The following is a 20,537-nucleotide window of genomic DNA, read 5'->3' as shown; positions in this document are numbered from 1 at the left end:
GCCGCGTACGACCGCAGAGCCGAACGAAAGGACAACCGTGAGCGAGCTCGACACCCGCATCGCCGTCATCGGCCTCGCGGTACGGCTCCCGGGCGCCGAGGACGCCGTCGACCTGACGCACTTCCTGGGCCGCGACGGGGTCGAGGTCGGAGAGGTCCCGCCGAGCCGGTGGGCCCGCGAACTCTACCGGGGCGAAGGACCCCACCAGGGCACGCACCACCGCGGCGCGTTCCTGGTGGACCCGTTCTCCTTCGACCACGAGGCGTTCGGCATGACCGCCGAGGACGCCGTGTTCCTCGACCCCCAGCAGCGGGTGATGCTGGAGGTCGGCGCCCGGGCCCTGGAGGACGCCGGATACCTCGGCGTGCGCCGCAGGCTCGACGCGGGCGTGTTCGTCGGCGCCCGCATGAACGGCTACGGATTCGACCGGGGCCGGGGACAGGTCCCGCCCGGCACCGCGGGCTCCCCGGCCGAGGCCGGGCCCGCCGCACTGTGGGGACGGTCGCAGAACTTCACGGCGGCCTGGCTGTCCGACCGCTTCGACCTGGCGGGCCCGAGCCTGGTGGTGGACACCGCCTGCTCCTCCTCCCTGTCGGCGGTCTGGCTGGCCTGCCAGAGCCTGGCGGCCGGGACCTGCGAACTCGCCCTGGTCGGCGCGGTGGACCTGCTGATCGACCCGCTGACCTTCGTCCTCCTCTCCCGCACCGGGGCCCTCTCCCCGGACGGGCTGTGCCACACCTTCGACGGCAGGGCCAACGGCTACGTGCCCGGCGAGGGCGCCGCCGCCCTGGTCCTGAAGCCGATGCCGGCGGCACTGGCCGACGGCGACGTCATCCTCGGAGCCATCAGCGGGACCGCCGTCAACAACGACGGCCGCACCATGGGCGTCACCACACCGAACCTGGAAGCCCAGATCGACCTGCTGGACAAGGCCTACCGCACCATCGACCCGGCGACCGTCCAGTACGTGGAGGCACACGGCACCGGCACCGCGATCGGCGACCCGATCGAAGTCCGCGCGCTCACCGAGGTGTTCACCCGGCACGGCGTCCCCCGCAACTCCGTGGCGCTCGGCTCCGTCAAGCGCCGCATCGGCCACCTGCACTCGGCATCGGGCCTGGCCGGACTCGCGAAGATCATCGTCGCGCTGCGCGAGGGCACCGTCCCGGCCGTGGCGGTGGCGTCGCCCAACCCGCGCCTCAACCTCGCCGACAGCCCCTTCCACCTGCCCGGCACGAGCCTGCCCTGGCCCGAAGCGCCCGTACGCCGGGCCGCCGTGAGCGGATTCGGCTTCGGCGGCACCAACGCCCACGTGGTCGTCGAAGCAGCCCCGGCCGCGGCCCCCGCCGGCCCGGCGGACGGCGACCCCCGGCAGCCCCGGCCCGAGCCCGTCCACCTGCTGCCGCTGTCCGCGGACAGCCCGTACGCACTGCGCGAACTGGCCGCGCAGTGGCTGGAGTTCCTGCCCTCCCTCACGGACGGGCCCGGCGGACTCGGCGACGCGTGCGCCACCGCCCGCCTGGCCCGCCCGCACCGCACCGAGCGGCTCGCCGTCGTCGGCGCGGACGCCGGCCGGCTCGCCGCCGCCCTCCGCGCCTGGCTCCTGGCCCCCGCCACCCCGCACCCCCGCACCGACGGCACCCCCCGCACCACCGTGTCGGTACGCCCCGGAGCCGACGCCGCCCCGCCCGCCTGGCTGACCGCCCTCGACGCCTCCTCCCCGGCCGTCCACGCAGTCGTCGGCCTCTTCGAAACCGCCACCGGCACCCCCCTCGCCGCGTTCTCCGGCGAACTGCTGCGGATCCTCTCCGCCGTCGCCCTCGCGATCGCCCTGCGCGACCTGGGGCTGTCCGAGGACGCGGTCGACCTGCCCCCCGGCTGGGAGGCGGTCGGGAACTTCGTACGGGGCCGAGTCCCCCTGGAGCGGGCCCTGGCCGACGTCCTGCGGGGCGCCCAGGACCCCTCCCGCCCGACACGGGACACCGACACCGGGGGCCGTGCCGGCATCGACGCCGCCACCCTCCTCGCCGGGGCCCGCGACGGCCGCGAGGTCGCCGAGGTCCTCGCCGGCATCGCCGCCCGGCTCTTCCGCGAGGGCCGGGACGTCGACTGGGCCGCGTACCAGCAGACCACCGGCGCGGCGTGGACCAAGCGCCTGCTGCCCCACGCCCAGCAGCGCGGCCGGGCACTGAACCTCGCCGAACCGCTGCGCTCGGCCGAACCCGGGTCGCCCGCGGAGCTCGTGTCCGACGAAGGCGCGGCCGGGTACACCTACGCCCGGGTCTTCGGCCCGGCCGAGGCCCCCATCGCCCAACACGCCGTGTACCGCACGCTCATGCTCCCGGGCGTGGCGTGGTTCGACTTCCTCCGCGAAGGCGCCGCGCTCCGGGGCGACGCCTTCCACGGGGCGCGCGACATCCTCTTCCACCGCCCACTCATCGCCACCGGGGCCCGCCGGGTCGTCTGCCGGGTCCACGGCGACGGCGGCTTCAGGGTCGAGGACGGCGAGAGCGGCGAACCGTACGTCACCGGCCGCCTCGTCACCGAACCCCCCGCCGCTCCGCCGCCGCCCGTCCCCGTGCACACCCTGCTGGCCGACTGCGCCCGCACCACCCTGCACGCGGGCTCGGGCCTCTACCGGTGGCTGCGCCGGATCGGCTACCACCACGGCCGCTACTACCGGAACATCTCCTGGGTGGCGAGCCTCCCCGACGGCGGCACCCTGGCCCGCATCGAGGGCGCCCGCCAGCGGGAGATGAACCCGCCCGGCGTGGAACTGTTCCCCGGCCTCCTGGACAGCGTGACGGTCGCGGCCATCGACCCGGCGAACCCCGTGTTCGGCGCGACCGACGCCTCCGCGTTCATCCCGCTCTCGGCGGGCCGGCTGGACGTCCTCGGACCGCTGGACACCGCCGCCTACGTACGCACGGAGATCGCCTTCTGGAACGACGAGGCCTGCCGGGTCACCCAGACCGTCACCGACGAGGCCGGCACGCCCCTCCTGGTCTTCGGGGACATGTCGTCCAAGCGGGTTCCCGTCCTGGCGTTCACCGCGGGGGAGACGTCCACGGCTACGGCGCCCTCCGCGCCCTCCGCGCCCTCTGCCGTGCCGTCCGCCGCGCCCTCCGCCGTGCCGTCCGCATCCGAGGCGCGGCCGACCACCCCGCAGCCGCCCGTGCCCGTTCCCACACCGCCCCGCCCGGCGGCTCCCGCAGCCCCTCCCGCCTCACGGTCCGCGCGGGCACTCGCCTGGTTCCTGTCCTTGACGGACACCCCCGCGGAGGACGCCGACAAGGAGTTCCTGTCCGCCGGCTTCGACTCGGTCGGGCTGGTCGGGCTGAGCGAGCGCATCTCCCAGGAACACGGGGTGTCCCTGTACCCGACCGTCTTCTTCGAGTACCCGACCCCGCGCCAGTTCGCCGAGTTCCTCGTGGAGGAGGAGCCGGGACTCGTCGACGGGCTGGCCGCCCCGGCCGCCCCGGCCCAGGAGGCCGCTCCGCACGCCGAACCGGCCCCGGAGCCCACGGCCCCCGCCCCCGCAGAGCCCGTACCGCCCGCACGCGCGGCCGCCACGGCCACGCCCCGCGAGCCCGAGCCCGCCCGCACGCCCGAGCCCCCCGCGGCCGCCCCGGAGTCCCGGCCGCGCGACGTCGCCGTCGTGGGCGCCGCGGTCCGGCTTCCCACCGCGGGCGACCTGACCGCCTTCGCCGAACTCCTCATGGAGGGCCGGGACACGGTCCGGCCGCTGCCCGAAGGCCGCCGGCCGGACGCAGACGGACCGGTCCCGTACGCCTCCTTCCTGGACCGCGTGGACGAGTTCGACCCGGCCCCCTTCCGGATCTCGGCCCGTGAGGCCCCCCTCATCGACCCGCAGGCGCGCATCGTCTACGAGACGATCTGGGAGGCCCTGGAGGACGGCGGCCGGAACGGCACCCGCGCCCAAGGCCGCACCGGTCTGTGGATCGCCTACAGCCACGACCACTACCACGAGGAGCGGGTCCGCCACGGCGTACCCGACGGCCGGGGCCTCGGCCTGGAGGCGATGATCGCCAACAGGCTGTCCTACCTCATGGACTGGCACGGCCCGAGCGGACTGGTCAACACCCTCTGCTCCTCCTCACTGGTCGCCCTGCACTCGGCACTCCAGCACCTGCGGACCGGAGACATCGACACCGCGGTGATCGGAGCCGTGCACGCCGGCATCAGCCCGGAGTACTTCCACTCCATGGGCGACCTCATGGCCCTCTCGCCCCGCTACCGCAGCCGCGCCTTCGACAGCACCGCCGACGGCTTCGTCCCGGGCGAAGGAGCCGTGGCCGTGGTCCTGCGCCGGTACGACGACGCCGTGCGCGACGGCGACCGGATCCGCGGCGTGGTCAAGGGCGCCGCCGTCAACCACGGCGGCCGCACCAGCCGCTACTCCGCACCCAGCCCGCGCGCACAAGCCGACGTGATCTCCGCCGCGTTGCGGGATGCGGCGGTGCCGGTGGAGTCGATCGGCCTGGTCGAGGCGCACGGGACCGGGACCGGTCTGGGCGACCCGATCGAGGTCGAGGGCCTGACCCGTGCCTGGCGCGGTCTGACGGATCGTTCCCAGTTCTGCGCGCTCAGCTCCCTGAAGAGCAACGTGGGCCATCTGGAGCCGGCTGCGGGTCTGGCGGGTCTGGTGAAGGTGTTGCTGGCGATGGAGCACGGTGTGGTTCCGCCGTCGTTGCACGTGGTGCGGCCGAACGACCACATCCGTTTCGAGGAGTCGCCGTTCTACCTCGCCGATCGCGCGATGGAGTGGCCGCGGGGTGAGAGCCCGCGTCGTGCGGCGGTGAGTGCCTTCGGGATGGGCGGCGTGAACGCCCACGTCATCGTCGAGGAGCCTCCCGCTGCGGCTCCGCGGGAGGTCGCGGGTCAGGACTCCTACGTGGTGCGGGTGACCGCGGCGGACGAGACGGCACTGCGCACCCTCGCCGGTTCCTACGCGGACGAACTGCTCGGCGCGTCGGCGGAGACGCTGGGGGACTTCGCGCACACGGCGAACACCGGCCGGGCCGGACACCGCTTCCGCGCGGCAGTTCGGGGCGCCGACGCCGGTGAACTGGCCGCCGGCCTCAGGAGCGTGGCGGACGGCCGGGTTCCCGCATCCCGCACGGGGGGCGTGACCGCCCCGAACGTGTTCCTGTTCACGGGTCAGGGTTCGCAGTACGCGGGCATGGGCCGTGGCCTCTACACCTCGGAGCCGGTGTTCCGTTCGGCCCTGGACGAGTGCGCGGCGCTGCTGGCGCCCCACCTCGACGTCCCGCTGCCGGAACTGCTGTTCGGCAGCGCTGTGGACGCGCTGGACCGGACCCGTTACGCGCAGGTCGGGATCGTGTCGCTGCAGGTGGCCCTGGTGCGCTGGCTGGAGTCGGTCGGCGTCCGTCCGGACGCCGTGGCCGGTCACAGCCTGGGCGAGCTGACGGCCGCCTGGGTCGCCGGGGTACTGGGTCTGGAGGATCTCCTCCGGCTGACCACCTTGCGCGGGCGGCTGATGGAGGAGCAGCCGGGCCATGGTGCCATGGCCGTGGTCCACGCCGACGCGGAAGCGGTCGTCGCGGCCCTGGCCGGCCACCCGGGAGTCGAGGTCGCGGCCTACAATTCCCCACGTGCGGTGACGATTTCGGGTCCGGCGGCCGCGGTGGCGGCCTTCCGAGAGGGATCGGGCCTGCGGACCACCCCCCTGGTGGTCAGCCACGCCTTCCACTCCGAGCTGATGGCCGGGGCGGTGGCCCCGTTCACGCAGGCGGTGGCGGCAACCCCGCTGTCGGCGCCCGCCCTGCCCTTCGCCTCCTCCGTGTCCGGCGCCTGGCACACGCCCGAATCGGCCACGGACCCCGCGTACTGGGGCCGGGCCATCCGGGAACCGGTGCGCTTCAGCGAGGCAGTGGGGACGCTCGGCGGGCTGGGCGCGGGTGCGGTGTGGGAGATCGGCTCCCATCCGCAGCTCACCGCACTCGCCAAGCTCTCCTGGACCGGATCCCAGCCGGTGTGGCTGAGCACCCTGCGCCGCGAACGGACGGACCAGGCCGAGCTGCACGCGGCGGTGGCCGCCTACGTGAACGGGACCCCGGCCGACCTCGACTGGTCGGGACTGCACGCCGGCAGGGGACAGCGCACCATCACCATCCCCACCTACCCCTTCACCCGGCAGCGGTTCTGGATATCCGCCGACCCGCACGCCACGAGCACCACCACGAACAACCAGAACGAGACGAAGAGGCACCACAACCATGTCTAGCGAATACGGACTGAAGCGACACTTCAACGGCGAGGCGGCCCGCCTGATCGGCGACAGGATCCGCGCCGTCGACCCCGGGTTCGACGTGGAGGGATATGCGGCAGAGGTCGAGGCACGCATCCCCGGCAAGGAACTGAAGGACCGCGTCCTCGTCCTGGCCGAGGGGCTGCGCACCCGGCTGCCCGCCGGCTACCCCGACGCCCTGCCGATCCTCCTGTCCGTCCTCGGCGACGAACTCGCCGAAGGCGAAGGCATGTTCAACGCCAGCTGGTACCTCATGCCGGTCGCCCGATTCGTCGAGCAGTACGGGCTGGACCACCCCGAGGCGTCACTCGACGCCATCGAGGAGATCACCAAGCGGCACACCGGCGAGTACGCCATCCGCCCCTACCTCGAACAGCACTACGCGCCGACGATGGAACGCGTCGCCCGATGGGCCCTCAGCCCGAGCCACAACGTGCGCCGTCTGGCGACCGAGGGCGTCCGCCCCCGGCTGCCCTGGGCCCGGACCCTGACCGTGTTCGTCAAGGACCCGCTGCCGGTACTGGAGGTCCTCGAACCGCTGCGCAGCGACTCCTCCGAGTACGTGCGCAAGTCCGTCGCCAACAACCTCAACGACATCGCCAAGGACCACCCGGACGTCGCGCTCGCGACCGCGCTGCGCTGGCTGGAGGAGAGCCCGACCCCCGAGACCCAGTGGATCGTCAAGCACGGTCTGCGCACCCTCGTGAAGAAGGGCGACCAGCAGGCCCTGGCCCTCCTCGGCGCGACGGGCGGCGAGCACGTCCGGGTGGACCGGCTGCGGATCACCCCCGGGTCCGTGACCATCGGCGACACCCTCCTCATCGGCTTCGACATCGAGAACACCGACGACCGGCCGCACAGCATCGCCGTCGACTACGTCGTGCACCACGTGCGCAAGAACGGGCGCACCATCCCGAAGGTCTTCAAGCTCACCACGTTCGAACTCGGCGCCGGCGAGAAGCGCTCCCTGGAGAAGGCGCACGCCATCAAGGAAGTACAGACCCGCCGCTACTACCCGGGGGAGCACAGCATCGACATCCAGGTGAACGGCCTCGTCCAGGCCACCGAACGATTCGGGCTCCGCACATGAGCGGCCTCGGGTCATACCTGCGCGCCACCGATCCGCTCGTCTCCGACCACCGGATCGGCGGTGTCCCGGTCGTCCCCGCCGCCGCGCAGATCGACGCCGTCCTGTCGGCCTGTGACGCCGGACGCCCCGACCGCCAGTGGACGCTGACACAGGTCGCCTTCCGGGCGCCGCTGCTCGTGGCCGGGGCCGGTGCGGAGATCGAGGTCCTCCCGGGCGAAGCGGGCCGGTGCACGCTCCGGTCCGTCCGCCCGGAGGCCGACGGCGGGCCGGTCGAGCACAGCACCGCCCGGGTGAGCGCCGACCCGCTCCGGCCGCCCCGCTACGTCGACGTGGCGGCGCTGCGGGACGGCTGCACCGAGCCGGTGCCGCTGGCGGCCGTGGCCGCGTGGCGCGAGGCGAGCGGGATCGCGTACGGGCCGGCCTACCGGGTGATCCGGTCGGCGCACCGGGGCCCGGACCGCATGGTGCTGATGCTCCGGGCCGTCGACGACCCGGACCCGGCGTCGGCGCCCCCTTTCGTGCCGCCGCCGTTGCTCGACAGCGTCTTCCAGGCACTCGGCATGCTCGACGACGGGACGGCCGGGGCGTGCCTGCCCTGGTACATCGGCCGGCTGGTGGCCCGCCGGCGCATCTCCGGCACGGTGATCGCCCTGGTCGAGCGGGAAGCGCCGGCCGACGCCGGGAGCCCGGGCGGTGCCGTACGGGGACGGGCCGTGGTCTGCAACCAGCAGGGGGAGGTGCTGCTGGAACTGGACCGCATCACCCTCAAGGCCGCCCGCCCCGCGGTACGGGCGACCAGCCCGGCGGAGCCGACGCGGGCACCGGCCGAGGAACCGTCCGTGGGTCCGTCGACCGAGACCGTCGTCTGGCGGGAGACCGACCCGGCCACCGCACCCCCGCGCCCGGCCGAGGGAACCCTGCTGGTCGTGTCGGAACAGGCCCTCCGGGGCCCGGAGGGCCGGGACCTCCTGCACCTGACCCCGGCACGGCTCTCGGCAGCCGGCGAGGACGCCCTGCCGGCCGGCGCCGACATCCGGGACGTGGTCTACGTGGCACCGCGCGGGCTCACCGGCGGGGCCGAGGTGACACGGGCCCTGCAGGAGGTGTTCGCTCTGGTGCGCCGGCTCGCGGCCCGCAGGCCGATGCCCGCCCTGCTGATCGTCACCGCCGGCGCCCACCAGGTGGCGGCGCAGGACCTCGTCGACCCCTACATGACCGCCCTGTGGGGCCTCGGCCGCACGCTGCGGGTCGAGCACCCCCGCAGCGGAGTGCGCCTCCTCGACCTCGGCAGCGGCGGTCCGGCCGGCCCGGAGGGCGAGGACGCCGCGGCCGTGTGGACGGCGCTCGGCCGGGACCGGCCGGAACTCGCCCGGCGCGGCGACACCTGGTACGAGCCCTCCCTGCAGCCCCAGGGGCCCGCGGGCGGCACCAGCACGCGGCGCTACCGGGACGGCCGCTTCCTGGTCACCGGCGGCATGGGCGGCATCGGACTGCGCGTCGCCGAGTTCCTCGCGGACGAGGGCTGCGCCCACCTGACCCTGGTCGGGCGGACCGTGCCGGACCGGGGAAGCGCCCGCGAACGCCTCGACCGGCTCGCGGAACGCTGCGACCTGGCCGTCGTGGCGGCGGACGTCCGCACCCTGCGCGAGGCACTCCCCGCCGGCGCACGCTACGACGGGGTGTTCCACGGCGCCGGGGTGCTGCGCGACGGACTGGCGCGCGGCCTCACCCCGGAGCAGCTGGACGCCGTGCTCGGACCCAAGATCGGCGGCACGCACGCGCTCGCCGACCTGGTCTCCGGCTACGACGAGCCCGCGTTCGTCGCCCTGTTCTCCTCGGTCGCCGCGGTACGGGCGAACCTCGGCCAAAGCGCCTACGCCGCGGCCAACGCCTACATGGACGGCTACGCCGCCCGCCAACGCGCCGAGGGCCGGCCGTGGTACAGCCTCGGCTGGGGCCTGTGGACCGTCGGCATGGGCGAGTCCATCGCCCCGAAGGCCGCCGCGCACGGCATCCACGCCCTCACCGAGGACGACGGCATCGACCTGCTCCGTACGACCCTGGGCCGCCCGCCCGCCCACTACGTTCTGTCCGCCGCCGCGAAAGCGAGGGATGTACCCATGACCGCTCCCACGTCCGACACCGGACTGTGGCCTTCGCTCACCCGGGCGATCGCCAAGGTACTGCTCGTCGACGGCGTGGCCGCCGAGGACGATCTGCTGGAGCTCGGCCTGGACTCGATGATGGCCGTCGAGCTGGCCGCCGAACTGACCCCCGACGGGCTCGACATCGACCCGATGGCGTTCTTCGAGCACACCAACGTCGGCGGCCTGCTCACCCACCTGGAATCGCTCCCGCGCAGCCTCCCGGCCCCGACGTCCCGGCCCGCCCCGGCCGCCGCCCCCGCCCCGGCGGGGCCCCCTGCCCGGGTCGCCGCTCCGGCGCCGCGCCCCGCCCCCGCACCGGACCGTCAGGTGCCCGCGCCCGCGCCCGCCCCGGCGGCCGCGTCGCGCCCCTTGCCCCCGTCGCCGCGGCCCGCCGCCGCCCCGGCCCGGGTCCCCGCCGACTCCTTCGTCCCCGACTGGGACCGCTTCAGGGACGCGCCGCAGACCCCGCCCACCCCGGCGGCGCCCCCGGCCCCCACCCCGGCCCCGACCCCGACCCCCGCCCCCGCCCCGACGGCGGACCGGATCCCGCGGCGGACCCTGCCCGGCCGGCTGGTCGACGCCCCCGAGGGCAGGTTCCTCGACCGCCGCATCGACGCCCTGTCGGCGGAGGACCGCCTCATCGTCGCCAAGGACGAGTACTTCTACGAGCCCGTCATCGAGGAGGCGACGGGCCCCCGGATCAAGTTCGACGGCAGATGGTTCCTGAACTTCGCCTCCTACAGCTACCTCGGCCTCATCGGCCACGACTACATCGACGACCAGGTCCTGCGCGCCGTCGAGCGGCACGGCACCGGCGCGCACGGCGTACGCCTGCTGGCGGGCACCCTGCACCTGCACCGCGAGCTCGAACTGGCCCTGGCCCGCTTCCTCGGCACCGAGGACGCCATCGTCTTCTCCAGCGGCTACATGGCGAACGTGGCGACCGTCGGCGCCCTCGTCGGCCCCGGGGACTTCGTCATCGGCGACGTCTACAACCACGCCAGCATCCTGGACGGGTACCGGCTGTCCGGCGCCACGGTCATCACCTACGCCCACAACGACCTCGCCGACCTCGAACGCGCCCTGCGCAAGGCGGGCGACGCCGGCCGCCTGGTCGTCACCGACGCCGTGTTCAGCATGGACGGCGACGTGGCCGACCTGCCCGGCATCGTGGAACTCTGCGAGCGCTACGACGCCCCGCTCATGGTCGACGAGGCGCACAGCCTGGGCGTCCTCGGCGACACCGGCCGCGGCATCACCGAGCACTTCGGCATCGACCCGGCACGGGTCGACGTCAAGATGGGCACCCTCTCCAAGACGGTGCCGAGCGCCGGCGGCTACGTCGCCGGGTCCCGGGACCTCGTCTTCGCGCTCAAGAACAACGCCCGCGGCTGGATGTTCTCCGCCGCGGCGACCCCCGCCCAGGTGGCGGCGGCGAAGGCCGCGGTGGAGGTCATGGCGGCCGCTCCGTCCCTGCCCCGGGAACTGCGCGCCAAGACCACCCGCTACCGCGAGCAGCTGCGCGCCCTCGGCTTCGACACCATGGCCAGCGAGACACCGGTGGTGCCGATCATCTGCACCTCCGCCGACCAGGCGGGGGAGATGGCCCGGCTGTGCCAGCTCGACGGCCTCTTCGTCCAGCCGATCGTCTACCCGGCCGTACCGCGCACGCTGCCCCGGCTGCGGACCATCGTCAACCTCAGCCACTCGGACGCCGATCTGGACGCGGCCGTCGTGACGCTGGAGAAGGCCGGCCGCGCCTGCGGCCTCATCCACTGAGCACCGAGCACCGAAGCACCGACCGGACGGACACCACCGTGCGCCGACCGCGCGCACGGCAACGAAGGGGGTACCGAGATGACCGACATCGACACCACGGCGTTCTTCGGAGCGGTTCTGAAGACCATCGCCTCGACCCGCAACCACGGCACCGACCAGGGCGAGTTCACGTCCGGCGTGGTCGAGCCCACCGCGCGGATACGCACCTTCGAGAAGGAGGTCGGCGGCCGGCGGCTCACCACCACCGAGGCCGGCGAGGTGCTCGGCCTGCTGGAGACCACGCTGCGCACCAAGCGCACCGCCGACGAGGAGCGCGAGTACTACCTCCAGTACATCGAGAAGGTCGCCGGGATCAGCCGGGTCTCGCTGGGAGCCTCCGCCTGATGAGCGCCCCCCGTCTCGCGTGGTACAGCCACGAGATCTGCTTCTGGCACGACCCCGGCCCCGGATCGGGGTACGTGCCGGTGGGACCGGGCATCGAGCCGCTGCGCCAGTTCGCGGTCGACCCCGACCTCCGGCGCGCCGAAGGACTGGTGAAGGCGTCGGGCGTGATGGACCGGTTCACCTGCCTCACCCCGGAGCCGGCCACCGACGAGGACCTGCTGCTCGTGCACGTGCCCGAACACATCGAGCGGGTCGAGGCGGCCTCCGCCGCCGGCACGGGCGACGCAGGCGTCTACGCGTACGTCAACTACCACAGCGCACAGGCCGCACGGCTCGCCGTCGGGGCCTGCGTGGAGGCCGCCACGGGCGTCGTCGAGGGCCGCTTCGACCGGGCGTACTGCCTCGTGCGGCCGCCCGGCCACCACGCCGAGCCGGACCGGGCCATGGCCCTGTGCCTGTACAACAACCTGGCGGTGGCCGCCCGCGCGGCGCAGCGCCGCGGGGCCCGCCGGGTGATGATCCTGGACTGGGACGTCCACCACGGGAACGGCATCCAGCGGACGTTCTACGAGGACCCCGACGTGCTGTACGTATCGGTGCACCAGGAGGGGCTGTTCCCCGCCGCGTCCGGTCTCGTCCTGGAGACCGGCGCGGGCGGGGGAGCGGGCAGCACGCTCAACGTGCCGCTGCCCGCCGGCTCGGGCGAGGGCGCCTACCTCGCTGTCATGGACCGGATCGTGGAGCCGGCCGCCCGCGCGTTCCGCCCCGACCTGATCCTGGTGGCGGCGGGGCTCGACGCGAGCGGCCACGACCCCATGGGCCGGATGCTGTGCACCAGCCGCACCTTCCACAGCATGACCGCGGCGATGTGCCGGCTGGCCGGCGAACTCACCGGGGGCAGGATCGTCTTCGCCCACGAAGGCGGCTACTCGGCGTGGTACCAGCCGACGCTGGTCCTGGGCACGGCGGCGGCGATCGCCGGCCTGCCGGCCCCGCAGGACCCCTTCCTGCACTCCCTGGAGCACCTCCCCGGCCAGCGCCTCCAGAAGCACCAGGAACGGGTCATCACCCACCTGGAGGAACACCACCCCCTGCTGGCGGGCGCCTCCTCCGGGGCCGCGCCCCGGGCCGTCCCCGTGCCTGCGGCCGCGTCCTCGAACGGGGGTCCGTGATGGGCGCCTGGTGGATGACGGTGGGCAGCGGTGCCCGCCGGGTGGCCGGTACCGGCCCGGCACCGGGCCCCCGGACCCGCCCCCGGTTCCGGATCGTGGCGCTCCCGCACGCCGGCGGATGGCCCTCCGCGTTCCGCTCCTGGTGGCAGGTGCTGGCCGAGGACGTCGAGTGCGTGATCGCCCAGCTGCCCGGCCGGGGCGCCCGGATCAACGAGCCGCCGCTGACCCGCGTCGAGCCGCTGGTGGAGGCCCTCGCACGGGAACTCGCCGAACTGGAGCCGCTGCCGTACGCCGTCATCGGGCACAGCTTCGGCAGCGTGCTCGGATACGAACTCACCCGCGCCATGGAGCAGAAGGGACTGCCGCCCACCCAGCTGGCCGTCTCGGCCCGCCAGCCCCCGTGCTTCCCCAGCGAGCCCCCGTTCGCGCACCTGCGCGACGACACCGAGCTGATGGGGCACCTGACGGACATCGGCGGGATGTCCCCGGGCCTGATGGACCGCGCCGACCTGATGGAGCCGTCGCTCCGTGCGATCCGCGCCGACCTGGAGGCGATGGAGACCTACCGGCGGCCCCTGTCCGGCACCGGAGTCCCCGTTCTGGCCCTCAGCGCGGTCGACGACCCCGTGGTCATCGACGACCGGATGCACCTGTGGTCGCTGGAGACCTCGGGCGGCTTCGCCCGGCAGACCTTCACCGGCGGCCACTTCTACCTCTACACACCCGCCAACGCGGCGACGGTCGCCGCGCGCCTCGTACCCGTTCCCGACGAACCCCGGCCGATGACCCTCCCTCCCGCGCCCCCGCGCTACGACCGTGTCGGGCACCGATGAGCACCACCCCGAAAGGAACTACCGTGAGCACCCACGCCGAAACGCCCTTACTGGCAGGCCCCCGCGAGTGGCTGGGCCTGGCCGTACTGGCCCTGCCCACCCTGCTGCTGTCCATCGACGTGAGCGTCCTGCACCTGGCCGTGCCGCACATCAGCCAGGGCCTGGACCCCTCCGCCTCGCAGATGCTGTGGATCATCGACATCTACGGCTTCCTGATCGCCGGCTTCCTGGTGACCATGGGGACGCTCGGCGACCGCATCGGCCGCCGCAAGCTGCTCCTCATCGGCGCGGCCGCGTTCGGCCTCGCCTCCCTGGCCGCCGTCTTCGCCGACGACCCGACCACGCTGATCGCGGCGCGGGCGGCGATGGGCATCGCCGGTGCCACGCTCATGCCCTCGACCCTCGCCCTGATCATCAACATGTTCGCCGACGCGCGGCAGCGCGGCGTGGCCATCGCCGTCTGGGTCACCATGTTCTCGGTCGGCATCGCCCTCGGCCCGGTGGTCGGCGGCGCCATGCTCGAGTACTTCTGGTGGGGTTCGGTCTTCCTGCTCGGCGTGCCCATCATGGCGCTGCTCCTGGTGGCCGGCCCGGTCCTGCTGCCCGAGTACCGCGACGAGGAGGCCGGCCGGCTCGACCTGCCCAGCGTGCTGCTGTCGCTCGCCGCGATCCTTCCGGTCATCTACGGCCTCAAGGAGATCGCCAACGACGGGGTCGGCCCGGTACCGCTCGGGACCCTCGTCGTCGGACTGGTCCTCGGCGTGGTGTTCATCCGCCGGCAGCGCACCCTGGAGAGCCCGCTGCTCGACCTCGGCCTCTTCCGCAGCCGGACGTTCCGCACCGCGCTGGTGACCCTGCTGCTCAGCATGCTCGTGGCCGGCGGCACCTACCTGACGGTGACGCAGTTCCTCCAGCTCGTCGGCGGCCTGTCCCCGATGAAGGCGGGCCTGTACCTGCTGCCCGCGGCCTTCGCGCTGATCGTGACGGCGGTGGTGTCCCCGATGGCCGCGGCCAGGTTCCGCCCCGCGCACGTCGTCGCCGTCGGTCTGGTCCTGTCGGCCCTCGGCCACCTGCTGCTGAGCACCGCCGACAGCTCCTCGGGCATCGCCCAGGTGGTGACCGGCTTCGCCCTCGTCTACGCCGGCGGCGGTCCGCTGATCGCCCTGGGCACGGACATCGTCGTCGGATCGGCCCAGCCCGAGCAGGCCGGATCGGCCGCGGCCCTCTCCGAGACGAGCACCGAACTCGGCATGGCGCTGGGCGTGGCCCTGCTCGGCAGCCTCGGGACCGCCGTGTTCCGCAGCGGCGTGGACGTCCCCGCGGGCGCGCCGCAGGACGCCGGGCACACGCTCACCGGAGCGGTCGAGGCGGCGCAGCGCCTTTCCGGGGACGCGGCGACCACCCTGCTGGCCTCCGCAAAGGAAGCCTTCACCGACGGCCTGAACCTCATCGGCGGCATCGGGGCGGCGACGGCACTCGCCTCCGCCGTGCTGGTGGCGGTCGTCATCAAGCTGCCGGCCACCGGCTCGGGCGCGGACCCCGCCGCGGCCCCCGACGCTCCGGCCGAAGGCTCCGTCCCCGCCGTCAACGTGGAGGCCTGACACACCCCACCGACCCCGCTGCGGCCCGTGGCCCGCGTCCCACGACGCGGGCCGCGGGCCGCGGGCCGTCAGACCCCGCCCCCGGCACCGCCCTGGTAGCCGGCGGCGTGGGCGGCCGTGGGGGCGATGGGCGTGATGACGTCGACCAGGACGCCGTCGGGGGAGGCCACGATGAAGTGCCGCTGACCGAACGCCTCGCTGCGCAGCGGGAGTTCGGGACGCAGCCCGGCCCCGTGCACGAGGCGTGCGTACTCCGCGTCCACGTCGGCCACCTCGAAGTTGAGGATCAGCCCCCGCACCGGCCGGCGGAAGGCCTCCGGCACGGTCTCGTGCCCCGCGGCGACCAGGGCGAGCTCGTAGTGCGGCGGCTCGGGCCGCCGCAGGCTGACGTACCAGTCGCTGGTGTACGTCGTCTCGAACCCGAACAGCGAGGTGTAGAACGCCACGGACTCGCCGAGCCGCTCGGTGCAGAGCACGGGATAGAAGCCGGTCAGGGCGGAGGAGGTCATCGCGGCACCGTTCTGGGGCGGGTATGCGGTCATCCCGTCCCAACGACCCGCCCGCCCGCGCGTCACGCCCGACGGGCTTGCGCAGCGGCCGTGTTGACACGCTGCTCGGCATGTCACTAGCGTCAGTTCGCATACTGTTGGTACGCGAATGGAGATGGCGTTCCATGCTGAGCAGCTTCTGTCCGGTGATCTGCACCTCGCGGCCGGAGGAATCCCGCAGCTTCTACAGCAGACTGTTCGGTTTCACCGCCACCCACGTGACCCCCTGGCACGCCGGCCTGAGCCGCCCCGGGTCCCCGCGCCACGAGCTCACCCTGCTCGACCACGCGCACCCCGACCTCCCCGAAGCCCTCCGCCGGCCGGTGCGCGCCGTACGGCTCACCCTCACCGTGGAGGACCGCCCGCAGGAGTGGGCGCGGCTCGCGGCCCTGGGCGCCGTAGGACACCCGGGCCGCAAACACCTGGTCGCCACCGACCCCAACGGAGTCCGGATCGACATCGTCGCGGCGACCTGACCTGACCGGCGAAGGCCCCGGCCCGACGCACGAACGGCCGGACGCCGACCCGTTCACGCGCCCTCACCCCACCCGCAACGCCTCCAGCATCCGCGCCAGCGCCTGCCGGGTGTCCTCCAGATCGGCCGCGTCCTCCGACGCCGCCAGCCACAGGGCCGCCTCGTTCATCGCCCCCGACAGCAGGTGCGTGAGCGGCGCCACCGGCTGGTCAGGAATGCTGCCCTCCGCTATGAGGACGGTGAGCGCCTCCGCCAGGTGGCGGCCCGAGGTGGCCTCGTTCATCGCCCTCCACTCCCGCCAGCCGAGCACCGCCGGCCCGTCGACGAGCATGATGCGCTGGAGCGCGGGGTCGGTGGAGGCGGTCAGGAAGGCCTGGCACCCCGAGGTGAGCTGGTCCCAGGCGTGCTCCCGGGCGTCCGCCGCCGCCGCGACCTGCACGGCGACCTCCCCCTGCACCTGCTCCAGCACCGCCCGGAACACCTCCGCCTTGCTGCCGAAGTGGTGGTAGAGCGCCCCCTTGGTGACCCCGGCGGCCCGTCCGATCTCCGCGAGCCCCACGGAGGCGTACCCCAGGTCGGAGAAGAGCCGCCGGCTCTCCAGCAGCAGCACCTGCCGCGTCTGCTCGCGCTGCTGCGCCCGAACCCCGCCCGTCATGGTGGTGACCCCCGTCTCCGGCCCGCACAAGCCTGCGCACACCGTACTTCGCCCCTACCGCTCCGGTGCGGCCGCCTACCGGCCCAGGGCAGCGCGCAGGGTGATCCCGTACCGGGTGCGCAGCCGGCGCAACTCCCAGACGGACAGGGCGGTCACCGACAGCGGCGCCCCCGCCAGGAAGAGGAACCACACGGCCTGCGGGGCGTTGACCGGCGGCCCGTCGAAGGCCTGGAGCACCGACATCGCCACGACCACGACCGGCGACAGCAGGGGCGGCAGCACCTCGTGCACGTCGGCGGTCCGGAAGGAGTGGTGGACGCACAGCACCGAGGACGCCAGCACGAACGGCACCAGGAACAGCCCGGCCAGCCCGATGGGCAGGGTCAGGGCGAAACCCGCGTCCCCGATCCCCCCGAACACCCGGTCCTGCAGGTCCCGCCTGAACGCGAAGGCCAGGAAGCCCGCCGCACCCGAGAGCACGCCGAACGCCGTCAACGGGCCCGGCAGCCGCCGGCGGTACCGGCCGCGCAGCGGCGGCCGGGCCGCGGCCACGAAGGCCCCGACCACCAACGGCCCCACGACCATCAGCACGACGGCGGCGAGCAGCATCTCGATGATCTTGTCGTCGACCACGTCCTTGGCTCCGTGCCGCAGCGAGTACGCGAAGAACAGCCAGGCCGTGGCTCCCAGCCCGATGCAGGTACGGGCCACCTGCGCCCGGGCCATCGCGGCGTCAGCGAGCCGGTCCTCCCGCCCCGGACGCTGGAACCGGGCGGCCAGGACGAAGGGCGCCATCAGCACCGTCACACACCCGTGCCGCCGCGTCCGCCCCCGCTCCACCGTCCGCTCCACGGTGGGCCGGCCGTCCGCCGGCCCGCCGTATCCGTCCCGCCGTGCCATGCAACGCCCCGTCCCCCGAGTTGATCAAGATCGAACGGGGACTGTACCCGACCGGCACCGAAGGGGCCGCAAGCCCCCGGACCGGCTATCGTTCGGCCGGAACCAACAACCAGACGGGTTCTCGGGGGGTGGGGTGTGGCAACGGTTGCCGTCACCGGACACATGCGCATCGATCCGGCGAGATCGGCCGCCATCACGGACCACCTGCGCACCGTCCTCGCACGCTCGACCGCCGGCGGGCTGACCGGCCTCTCCTGCCTGGCGGAGGGCGCCGACGCCCTGTTCGCGGACCTCGTCCTGGAGGCCGGCGGCCGGCTGGAGGCCGTCCTCCCGTCGCACGACTACCGCGCGAGGATGGTCGCCCCGCACTACGCCGCACACTTCGACCGCCTGCACGCCGCCGCGGCCGCGGTGACCGTCCTGCCGTACCGGCAGGCCTCCGCACGGGCCTACGGCGCCGCCAACCGCGTCCTCCTGGGCCGGGCCGACCTCCTGGTGGCGGTGTGGAACGGCCTGCCGGGCCGCCCGGGCGGAACCGCGGACACGGTCGCCGCAGCACGCGCGGCCGGACTCCCCGTCGAGGTCGTACCGGCCTGACCGGGGACACCACCGGTTCGGACGGGCCCGGGATGCCGGATCGCCCGGAAGTCCGCACAGTGGGCCCTGAGGACACAGGGCCGCCACCACGCGGCGCAGACGGCAACGGCCCGGAACCGCGCCGGCACGGACGAGTGAGGACCCCCATGACCCAGCCCGTCCAGCCCGTCGATCCCCTGCCCGCGGACCACGTCATCGTCCTCTTCGGCGCCACCGGCGACCTCGCACGCCGCAAACTGCTGCCCGGACTGTTCCACCTGGCACGCGCCGGCCTGATGCCCCGGAACTACCGGATCGTCGGCACCGCCCCGGCCGCCGAGGCCCTCACCGACGAGCGGTTCCGCGACCACGCACGGCAGGCCGTCGCGGAATTCGGCCGCTCGCAGCCCGAGGGCCCGCAGTGGGACGCGTTCGAAGCCGCCCTGTCCTTCGGCGCGGCCGACACGGGAGCCGCGGAACCCCTGACGGCAGCGGTGCGGCAGGCCGAGACCGCCCTCGGGGGCCGGCCGCGCCGGCTCTTCCACCTCGCCGTGCCCCCCGCCGCCTTCACCTCCGTCATCGACCTGCTGGGCGCCACGGGGCTCGCCGAGGGAGGCCGGGTCATCGTCGAGAAGCCCTTCGGCACCGACCTCGCCTCCGCCCGCGCGCTCAACGCCGCCATCCACGCCGTCTTCGACGAGTCACGGGTGTTCCGGATCGACCACTTCCTGGGCAAGGAGGCCGTCGACAACGTCCTCGCGCTCCGCTTCGCCAACGGCTTCTTCGAGCCGCTGTGGAACCGCGAGCACATCAGCCACGTACAGATCGACGTTCCCGAACACATCGACATCCAGGGCCGCGCCCGCTTCTTCGAGGGCACCGGAACCTTCCGCGACATGGTCGTCACCCACCTCTTCCAGCTGCTCGGGTTCATCGCCATGGAACCCCCCGTCGTCCTGGAGGGGGACGCGCTGCGCGACGAGCAGGCCAAGGTCTTCCACAGCATGCGCCCCCTGGACCCCGCCCACGTCGTCCGGGGCCAGTACACCGGCTACCGCGAGGAGCAGGGCGTCGACCCGGCCTCGGACACCGAGACCTTCGCGGCGCTGCGCGTCGGCATCGACAACTGGCGCTGGGCGGGGGTGCCCTTCCACCTCCGCACGGGCAAGGCCCTCGCCGAGGGCCGGCACGTGGTCACGCTCGGCCTGCGCGAACCGGTCCTGCGGATGTTCCCGCTGGACGCCCGGGCAGCCGCCGCCGGCCGGAGCAACGAGCTGGTCATCGACTTCGGCGACCCCGGCTCCATCACCGCCCGCTTCCTCGTCAAGGAACCCGGCCCGTCGATGCGGCTCGCACCCGCCGACCTGGCCTTCAACTACCGCACCTCGTTCACCGCACAGAACTTCCTGGAGGGTTACGAGCACCTCCTCCTGGAGGCCATGAAGGGCAACCAGGCCCTCTTCACCCGCTCCGACGGCGTCGAACGCCTCTGGGAGGTCGCCGCCCCCCTGCTCGACGCGCCCCCGCCGGTCGAACCGTACGCCCCCGGCAGCTGGGGCCCGGACAGCATCGAGGCCCTTGCGGCCCCCTACCGCTGGCACCTGCCCTCGTAGCGGTCAGTCAGTCGCCGTACACCAGAACGAACCCCCCATACGCATGACTCCCCTGCGCGCCCGCAGTCTCGTCAAGAGCCCTGCGCAGCATCCGCAGGTGCTCCACGCCGAGTTGCAGCGGCGGCTCGTCAGGCTGGTACACCGTGCCACGGGGGTACTCCTCACCCGCCCCGTTCATCTCGATGTGACAGCCGAGGACATGGCGCACCTCCCGGCCGACGCAGAAGTCGAGCAGCCGGTCGACGGTGGCCGAGTACGCCGCCCGGTCCTCGACGTACAGCCGCCCCGGGTAGAGGGAGTCGCCGGTCAGCAGCAGCCCGGTGTGCCGGTCGTAGAAGACCAGCGCCGCCTCCTGGTGCCCGGGCCCGGGCACCAGGTCGACGACCCGCCCACCCAGGTCCAGCGTCCCGGCCCGATCCGGCCACTCCTCGAGCCCGAAGGCGGCCGTGACCTCGTCCAGCCCCGGACCCAC

At 73.8% G+C, this 20,537-nt stretch carries 14 protein-coding genes; 10 read left to right on the top strand and 4 right to left on the bottom strand.

The genetic code is table 11. The features are described 5' to 3' along the window. Positions 1-37: 37 nt before the first annotated feature. The 7 genes from ACIPW5_RS00355 (at position 38) to ACIPW5_RS00325 (ending at position 15,298) form a co-directional block, all read left to right on the top strand. Positions 38-6,268 (top strand): beta-ketoacyl synthase N-terminal-like domain-containing protein, encoded by a 6,231-nt coding sequence (locus tag ACIPW5_RS00355; RefSeq protein ID WP_401238200.1) that lies wholly within the window; start codon positions 38-40, stop codon positions 6,266-6,268. Next, positions 6,261-7,382, top strand: a complete 1,122-nt coding sequence (locus tag ACIPW5_RS00350) for a DNA alkylation repair protein (RefSeq protein WP_401238197.1) — start codon at positions 6,261-6,263, stop codon at positions 7,380-7,382. The genes ACIPW5_RS00355 and ACIPW5_RS00350 overlap by 8 nt, the downstream gene beginning before the upstream one ends. Beyond that, positions 7,379-11,308, top strand: coding sequence for a bifunctional SDR family oxidoreductase/pyridoxal phosphate-dependent aminotransferase family protein (locus ACIPW5_RS00345; protein ID WP_401238195.1), 3,930 nt, complete (start codon positions 7,379-7,381; stop codon positions 11,306-11,308). The genes ACIPW5_RS00350 and ACIPW5_RS00345 overlap by 4 nt, the downstream gene beginning before the upstream one ends. Before the next feature lie 78 nt (positions 11,309-11,386). Then, complete coding sequence (locus ACIPW5_RS00340) at positions 11,387-11,692, top strand: hypothetical protein (RefSeq protein ID WP_401238193.1); 306 nt, start codon at positions 11,387-11,389, stop codon at positions 11,690-11,692. Further along, positions 11,692-12,864: a class II histone deacetylase gene (locus ACIPW5_RS00335; protein WP_401238190.1), complete on the top strand. Its 1,173-nt coding sequence runs from the start codon at positions 11,692-11,694 to the stop codon at positions 12,862-12,864. Before ACIPW5_RS00340 ends, ACIPW5_RS00335 begins: the two co-directional genes overlap by 1 nt. Further along, positions 12,864-13,697 (top strand): thioesterase II family protein, encoded by an 834-nt coding sequence (locus ACIPW5_RS00330; RefSeq protein WP_401238187.1) that lies wholly within the window; start codon positions 12,864-12,866, stop codon positions 13,695-13,697. Before ACIPW5_RS00335 ends, ACIPW5_RS00330 begins: the two co-directional genes overlap by 1 nt. A 23-nt stretch (positions 13,698-13,720) precedes the next feature. Continuing rightward, positions 13,721-15,298, top strand: coding sequence for an MFS transporter (locus tag ACIPW5_RS00325; RefSeq protein WP_401238184.1), 1,578 nt, complete (start codon positions 13,721-13,723; stop codon positions 15,296-15,298). 68 nt (positions 15,299-15,366) lie between these two features. Here the strand turns inward: ACIPW5_RS00325 and ACIPW5_RS00320 are convergent, their stop codons facing one another. Then, positions 15,367-15,807, bottom strand: a complete 441-nt coding sequence (locus ACIPW5_RS00320) for a VOC family protein (RefSeq protein WP_401238181.1) — start codon at positions 15,805-15,807, stop codon at positions 15,367-15,369. 164 nt (positions 15,808-15,971) lie between these two features. On the opposite strand from ACIPW5_RS00320, the gene ACIPW5_RS00315 reads away from it, so the two are divergent. Then, on the top strand, positions 15,972-16,322 hold the full coding sequence (locus ACIPW5_RS00315) for a VOC family protein (protein WP_401238179.1): 351 nt from the start codon (positions 15,972-15,974) through the stop codon (positions 16,320-16,322). A gap of 63 nt (positions 16,323-16,385) precedes the next feature. Here ACIPW5_RS00315 and ACIPW5_RS00310 read toward each other — a convergent pair whose 3' ends face one another. Both ACIPW5_RS00310 and ACIPW5_RS00305 read right to left on the bottom strand, forming a co-directional pair. After that, complete coding sequence (locus tag ACIPW5_RS00310) at positions 16,386-16,976, bottom strand: TetR/AcrR family transcriptional regulator (RefSeq protein WP_401238176.1); 591 nt, start codon at positions 16,974-16,976, stop codon at positions 16,386-16,388. A 75-nt stretch (positions 16,977-17,051) separates the two neighbouring features. Continuing rightward, a complete protein-coding gene (locus ACIPW5_RS00305; RefSeq protein WP_401238173.1) occupies positions 17,052-17,876 on the bottom strand; it encodes a hypothetical protein in 825 nt (274 codons plus the stop codon). 135 nt (positions 17,877-18,011) lie between these two features. Here ACIPW5_RS00305 and ACIPW5_RS00300 point away from each other — a divergent pair, with 135 nt between their 5' ends. After that, on the top strand, positions 18,012-18,473 hold the full coding sequence (locus ACIPW5_RS00300) for a hypothetical protein (RefSeq protein WP_401238170.1): 462 nt from the start codon (positions 18,012-18,014) through the stop codon (positions 18,471-18,473). Positions 18,474-18,619: 146 nt separating this feature from the next. Further along, positions 18,620-20,065 carry a glucose-6-phosphate dehydrogenase gene (zwf, locus tag ACIPW5_RS00295; RefSeq protein WP_401238168.1) on the top strand — a complete coding sequence of 482 codons (1,446 nt, stop codon included), beginning with the start codon at positions 18,620-18,622 and terminating at the stop codon, positions 20,063-20,065. Positions 20,066-20,072: 7 nt separating this feature from the next. On the opposite strand, the gene ACIPW5_RS00290 is transcribed toward zwf, so the two are convergent. Further along, positions 20,073-20,537 carry an MBL fold metallo-hydrolase gene (locus ACIPW5_RS00290; protein ID WP_401238165.1) on the bottom strand — a complete coding sequence of 155 codons (465 nt, stop codon included), beginning with the start codon at positions 20,535-20,537 and terminating at the stop codon, positions 20,073-20,075.

This window comes from Streptomyces sp. NPDC090077 (assembly GCF_044747545.1).
Taxonomy (GTDB): Bacteria; Actinomycetota; Actinomycetes; order Streptomycetales; family Streptomycetaceae; genus Streptomyces.
Note: the sequence above shows the minus strand (reverse complement) of the source record. Positions and strands in the feature narration are given on the sequence as shown.